Origin of the sequence: Candidatus Protofrankia californiensis, assembly GCF_900634765.1 — a bacterium.
Taxonomy (GTDB): domain Bacteria; phylum Actinomycetota; class Actinomycetes; order Frankiales; family Frankiaceae; genus Protofrankia; species Protofrankia californiensis.
Window position 1 is genome coordinate 1,233 of sequence record NZ_CAAAFT010000497.1, and the last position, 5,604, is coordinate 6,836.

The following is a 5,604-nucleotide window of genomic DNA, read 5'->3' on the forward strand; positions in this document are numbered from 1 at the left end:
GTGTCGTGGCCCCGGTGTCGTGGCCCCGGTTGTTGTGGCAGGGGTCCCCGGGACGTCTGTGGGGCGCACGTGCAGGCCCGAGGTTCAGGCGCCGCCGCCCTGGCTAGGTCCGGGACCTGACGGCGGAGTCGGCAGGAAGGCCGGAGTCGAGATGCTCGCCGGGGATCTCCCCGGGGATGGGGATATTGTTCGCGCGCGCCCAGCGGAACAGCTCCGCCTCGGCTCCCTCGCGCCCGACCAGGCCCGCCTCGAAACGGAAGTCGAGCATGTGCGCCCGGGCCTGCCCCACCAGCCGGCCAGGCGTCAGGCCCAGCAGCGCCATGATGTCGTCCCCGGACAGCTCCGGGCGGATCGCGGCGATCTCCTCCTGCTCGGACAGCCGGGCGATCCGTTCCTCCAGCGTGTCGTACGTGGCAGCCAGCGTCTCGGCCTTGCGCCGGTTACGCGTCGTGCAGTCCGAGCGCACGAGCTTGTGCAGTCGGGACAGCTGCGGCCCGGCGTCGTGGATGTACCGGCGCACCGCCGCGTCCGTCCACTCACCGCGCCCGTAGCCGTGGAAGCGCAGGTGCAGGAACACCAGCAGAGTGATCGCGTCCGCGACGTCCTTGGGGAAGCGCAGCGCGGCCAGACGCCTGCGGGTCATGTCGCGCCCGACCACCTCGTGATGATGGAAGGAGACACCGCCCCCTGGGGCGTGCCGGCGGGTCCGTGGCTTTCCGATGTCGTGCAGCAGCGCGGCCCAGCGCAGCACCTCGTCCGGACCGCCGTCGGGTGGCGGGTCCTCCAAGGCGATGGCCTGGCGCAGCACGGTCAGGGTGTGGGCGTAGACGTCCTTGTGCTGGTGGTGCTCGTCGATCTCCATCCGCAGTGCGGGCAGTTCGGGCAGCACGACGTCGGCGACGCCGACGTCCACCAGACGGGCAAGCCCCGCGACGGGATCGGCCGCAACCATGAGTTTGCGCAGCTCGTCCCGGATGCGTTCCACCGCAACGATCTTCAGCCGGGGTGTCCTCGAACGCATCGCCGCGACCAGTTCCGGCACCGGGACCAGCCCGAGCTGGGCCTCGAAGCGGGCCGCGCGCAGGATGCGCAGCGGGTCGTCGTCGAAGGATGCCTCGGGGGAGCCGGGTGTGCGCAGCACCTTGCGGGCGAGGTCGCCCATACCGCCGAACAAGTCGACGAACTCGTGACCGGGTACGGACACCGCCATGGCGTTGACGGTGAAGTCGCGGCGGACGAGGTCCCCCTCGAGGGTGTCGCCATAGGCGACCACCGGATTCCGCGAGGTGCGGTCATATGCCTCGGTCCGGTAGGTGGTGACCTCGAACCGTACTCCGGCCCGGATCAACCCGACGGTGCCGAAGGCGATCCCCGTCTCCCAGACCCCGTCCGCCCAGCCGCGGGTGATGTCAAGGATCTGTTCGGGACGGGCGTCCGTGGCGAAGTCGAGGTCGGCACCGGCCACGCCGGACGTTCGAGGGCCGCCGGCCGCGTCCGCGGTGCCGGTCGGGCCCGGACGGCCCAACAGGGCGTCCCGGACGGATCCGCCGACCAGATACAGGCTGTGGCCGGCGTTGGCGAAGACCCGTCCGAGATCGTCAGCGGAAGCCGGCACCTTGAGCAGTGCGCTGACCGCCCGCTCCGCGGAGTCACGTGGGTTGTCCAGGCAGATCACCGACACTGTCCCAGGGTATAGGCCGGGATCAGACCGTTCCGGCAACCACCTGCCGATCAGCATGCGCCGATCGGTACTCGCCGATCAGCATTCGCCGGCCGCTCCCGCTGCGGTCGCATGCCGGGAGAAGTGACGCGCAAGACTCGTACGATCAGCCCATGGCCCCGTTCTCGCCCTCCCCTCGGCGGCGGCTGCGCCGGACGGAGGAAACTTCGGCGGGCGGGCTGGTACTGGACGACCATTCGGAAATGGCCAATGCGGCACTGATAGCACGCCGTGACCGTAACGGCGACTTGCTGTGGTCGTTACCGAAGGGCCACGTCGAAGCGGGTGAGACAGCGGAGCAGACAGCGGTTCGGGAGGTGGCGGAGGAGACTGGTGTGACCGGACGGGTACTCGGCCGGCTGGGAATGATTGATTTCTGGTTCGTGACCGGACGGACGCGCGTACACAAGACCGTTCACCACTATCTCCTGCTTCGGACGACCGGGGAGCTCTCGGACGTCGACGTCGAGGTCACCGAGGTTGCCTGGGTACCTCTGGTCGATGTTCCGCAACTACTCGCCTACGACGACGAACGCAGCCTCCTGCACAGGGTGCCGGCCATTCTCACGGACAGCATGTGACAGACAGCCACGTATACCCCGCAGTACGGTGTACCGTCACGGTCGCTGCGATCGTACTGTCGGTGACAATTATGATGTTGGGCGCGACTGCAGTCCATGCCCGAGCCGACCCTCCATCCACAGGCTTCACACATATATCCACAGGTTCGCCCCCGGGCCCGTCAGGACTGCCGGGCTCGGCAAGCGCTGCTTCCCCGCAACCCCCACTCCAGCCCACGAGGGCTGTCCGGTCCACGACGGCTGTGGCCACCGGTGCCACCCGTCCTGTCCGGGTGGCACTCGACGAGTTCGCCGCTGTTGCCGGGCCACAGCTACCACTGAACGTCACCGGCCACCTGGAACTCACCGGCGCCGACCAGATCTCCGACCTGGAGATACGGATCGAGCTCGCACGTGTGGTGTCCAGCCGCAAGGACCTGGCGAACCTGCGTGACAACCCGGCCGCCGCGGCTGCGCTGAGCTACTCGACCGCGGTCGCCTCCCAGCCGGTGGCGAGCAGGCTCGTACCGGGAGCTCTCCCGGTGACGTTCACCGCCGGCGCCAAGCTGACAGGGTTGGGCCTGCCGGCCGCGTTGCGGGTCTACCCGTTGCGTTTCACCGCGTCCGGCATGCTCAACGGCCAACGCAAGGTCGTCGGGACGACTTACTCCTTCCTGGTCTGGGCTCCGGTCGCGGTGACCGGCCCCATGCCGATCTCGGTCGTGCTACCGGTCGCGGAGGTGCCGCGGCTGCGCGCCGACGGCCGGCTCACCAACGACGACCTGACCGACCTGGTGGCACCCGGCGGCCGGCTGGACCGGCTGCTGAGCTCCGTCGCCCCGGTCGGGAGCAGGCCGGTACCGCCCGTCGCCCTCGCAGTCGACCCCGTCCTCGTGCAGACACTGCAGATCATCGCCGGTGGTCCGTACGAGGTGGCCACGCCGTCCGGTCCGAGCCCCAGACGTCCGGACCGGGACGCCGCGGCCTTCCTGGCGAAGCTGAAGGCGTTCGCGGACGCCGGCGGCACGGTCTTCGCCCTGCCCTACGGTGACGTCGACATGGTGGCGCTGACCCGCGCCCAGGAGTTCCACAGCATCCTGGTGGCGTTGCTGACCGGCCGGACCGTCGTCGCGAACGCGATCGGTCGCAGCCCGGACACGACGATCGCCTACCCCGGTGACGGACTCGTCGACGCCCCCACCCTCGACGTGCTGCGCCGCATGGGCATCACAACCGTGATCGCGGACTCCAACCTGTTGCCGCCGAAGGACCCGGAGAAGACCTACACCCCCTCGACCGCCACCGAGATCCCGACATCCGGCGGTGTCGCACGGGTGCTGGCCGCCGACCCGCAGCTTGCGGATCTCGCGACCGGTCCCACGAGTGACGCCGACGCGCCGACCCAGGCGGAGTCGTTCCAGGACCTCCTCGCCGAGATCGCGATGATCGCCGCCGAGCGGCCGGGGCTGGTCCGGCCCCAGACGCTGGCGCTGCCGCGTTACTGGGACCCGCCGGCCGGCTGGGCGGAAACGGTCTTGGAGGGCCTGTCCACCCCGTTCTCCCGGTTGGCTGCGCTGACGTCGACCCCGCCTGTGGGCGGCACCTCGACGGGAGCGGTCCCGGCGGCCGGCGAACGTGGCCCCCTGACCTACCCCGACTGGGCCCGCGCGGCCGAACTGCCCGTCTCCCGGATGATCGCCACGGAGGACCTGCGCAACCAGGTCCACGCGCTGAAGTCGGTCCTGTGCCCGCCGGACTCGGGAGCCTCCGGCGCACGCAACTGTGCTGACGCGGGCATCGACGCGATGGAGTACACGCTCACGTCGTCCGAATCGATCGCATGGCGGGCGAGCGCCGCCGGCACGGACGGCGCCGACGAGCTGAGCACGGGTGTCGCTGGTGTGGTACAGGCGCTGCGGGAAGGCATCCGGGTGGTCGCCTCGCGCAGTGTGTCGCTGACCAGCAAGCACGGCACGGTCCCGGTCACGCTCGAGAACAACACTGCGGTCATCATCAACGTGGTGCTCTCCCTGTCCTCGACCGACCGGGCACGACTACGATCGGAAACCAAGGTTAAACTCACAGTGCCACCTCTCCAGAAGGTGCAGGTGGAAATCGAGGTCGATGCCGAGGGCGCCGGTACGTTTCCCGTCGATGTCGCGATCCTCACCCCGGCCGGCAAGCCGCTGTCGACCGCGCCGCCGGTACGGATCCTGGTGAAATCCACGGTCTTCGGCGTGATAGCGGTGGCGATAACAGGAGGAGCGCTGGCAGTCCTGGCGTTCGCGGTGGTGATCCGGCTGCTCCGCCGGTTGCGGACGCTGCGCGACCGGACGCCCGCCGGGGCGTCCCCACGAACCGGGCCGCTGCCGCTACGAACCGAGCCCTCCCCGGCGAACCCAGCCAGACCTGCCCACCCGGACGACCCACCTGCATCCGCCGTTGCGGACGGTCCGGGCACCCACGAGCGGCGCGGCATGCCCGGTACGCCGTCCTCCGGTGGCCGGCGTACCGGCGTTCCCCCGGGGGACGGCCTGGAGCGGCTCCTGCGCGCGAGCCACGCCTCCGGCAACACCGGCAACAAAGGAACACGACCGTGACGGCCGGACCCGGCGGCGGGACCAGGAACGGCGAGGCCGGCAACGGAGGCACCAGGAAGCCGCCTGCCCGCCACCGCCGGCGACCCGCCTTCGACCCGTCCGGGCCCACAAAACCGATGGTCGGACCGGTCGGGCCGCCGTTGCCTGCCCCCACCCCGGGTAGCGCGAGGCGGGGAACACCCCCGGCCGGTCCCGGCCAGGGCCGGTCGGAGCAGGGCCGGTTGACGGGCGGCCGACCCAGGAAGGCGTCCGGGCGCAAGGCGATGACCCTCGGCCGAGCCAGCGGCACCATGGCGATCGGTACGGTCGCGTCCCGGGCGTCGGGGTTCCTGCGGACGGTGGCGATCGCCGCGGCGATCGGTACCGGCGCGGTCGGGGACGCCTACAACGTCGCCAACACCACCCCGAACATTCTCTACGACCTGCTGCTCGGCGGGGTGCTGTCCAGCGTCATCGTGCCGGTGCTGGTCCGGGCGGCCAAGGACGACCCGGACGAGGGCGAGGCGTTCGCGTCCTCGCTGCTCACCCTGGTGGTATTGGGGCTCGGTGCCACCGTGGCGGTCGCGATGCTGGCCGCCCCGCTCATCATCAGCGCCTACCTCGCCGCCGGCGGCGCCGAGCAGGATCTCGCCGTGACGTTCCTGCGGTGGTTCCTACCACAGGTGATCTTCTACGGGCTGGGCGCCACGATCGGGGCGATCCTCAACGTCCGCCAGTCGTTCGC

The 5,604-nt window shown here is 70.4% G+C and carries 4 protein-coding genes; 3 read left to right on the plus strand and 1 reads right to left on the minus strand.

The annotated features are described in order from the left end of the window. Positions 1-103: 103 nt before the first annotated feature. The gene (locus tag DD1DGNOD_RS26115) at positions 104-1,675 is read right to left on the minus strand and encodes a CCA tRNA nucleotidyltransferase (RefSeq protein ID WP_131771231.1); all 1,572 of its coding nucleotides are present in this window, start codon (positions 1,673-1,675) and stop codon (positions 104-106) included. A 158-nt stretch (positions 1,676-1,833) separates the two neighbouring features. Between DD1DGNOD_RS26115 and DD1DGNOD_RS26120 the strand changes: the two genes are divergently transcribed. From DD1DGNOD_RS26120 to DD1DGNOD_RS26130, 3 genes are all read left to right on the plus strand, one after another. Continuing rightward, positions 1,834-2,301: an NUDIX hydrolase gene (locus tag DD1DGNOD_RS26120; protein WP_131768948.1), complete on the plus strand. Its 468-nt coding sequence runs from the start codon at positions 1,834-1,836 to the stop codon at positions 2,299-2,301. Continuing rightward, on the plus strand, positions 2,298-4,880 hold the full coding sequence (locus DD1DGNOD_RS26125) for a DUF6049 family protein (RefSeq protein ID WP_283234759.1): 2,583 nt from the start codon (positions 2,298-2,300) through the stop codon (positions 4,878-4,880). Before DD1DGNOD_RS26120 ends, DD1DGNOD_RS26125 begins: the two co-directional genes overlap by 4 nt. Positions 4,881-5,101: 221 nt before the next feature. Further along, a partial coding sequence (locus tag DD1DGNOD_RS26130; protein WP_283234760.1) for a lipid II flippase MurJ occupies positions 5,102-5,604 on the plus strand: 503 nt, incomplete at its 3' end.

Coding starts and splice junctions, on each gene's coding strand:
- DD1DGNOD_RS26120 (WP_131768948.1), top strand. CDS start 1,834: ATGGCCCCGTTCTCGCCCTCCCCTCGGCGGCGGCTGCGCCGGACGGAG.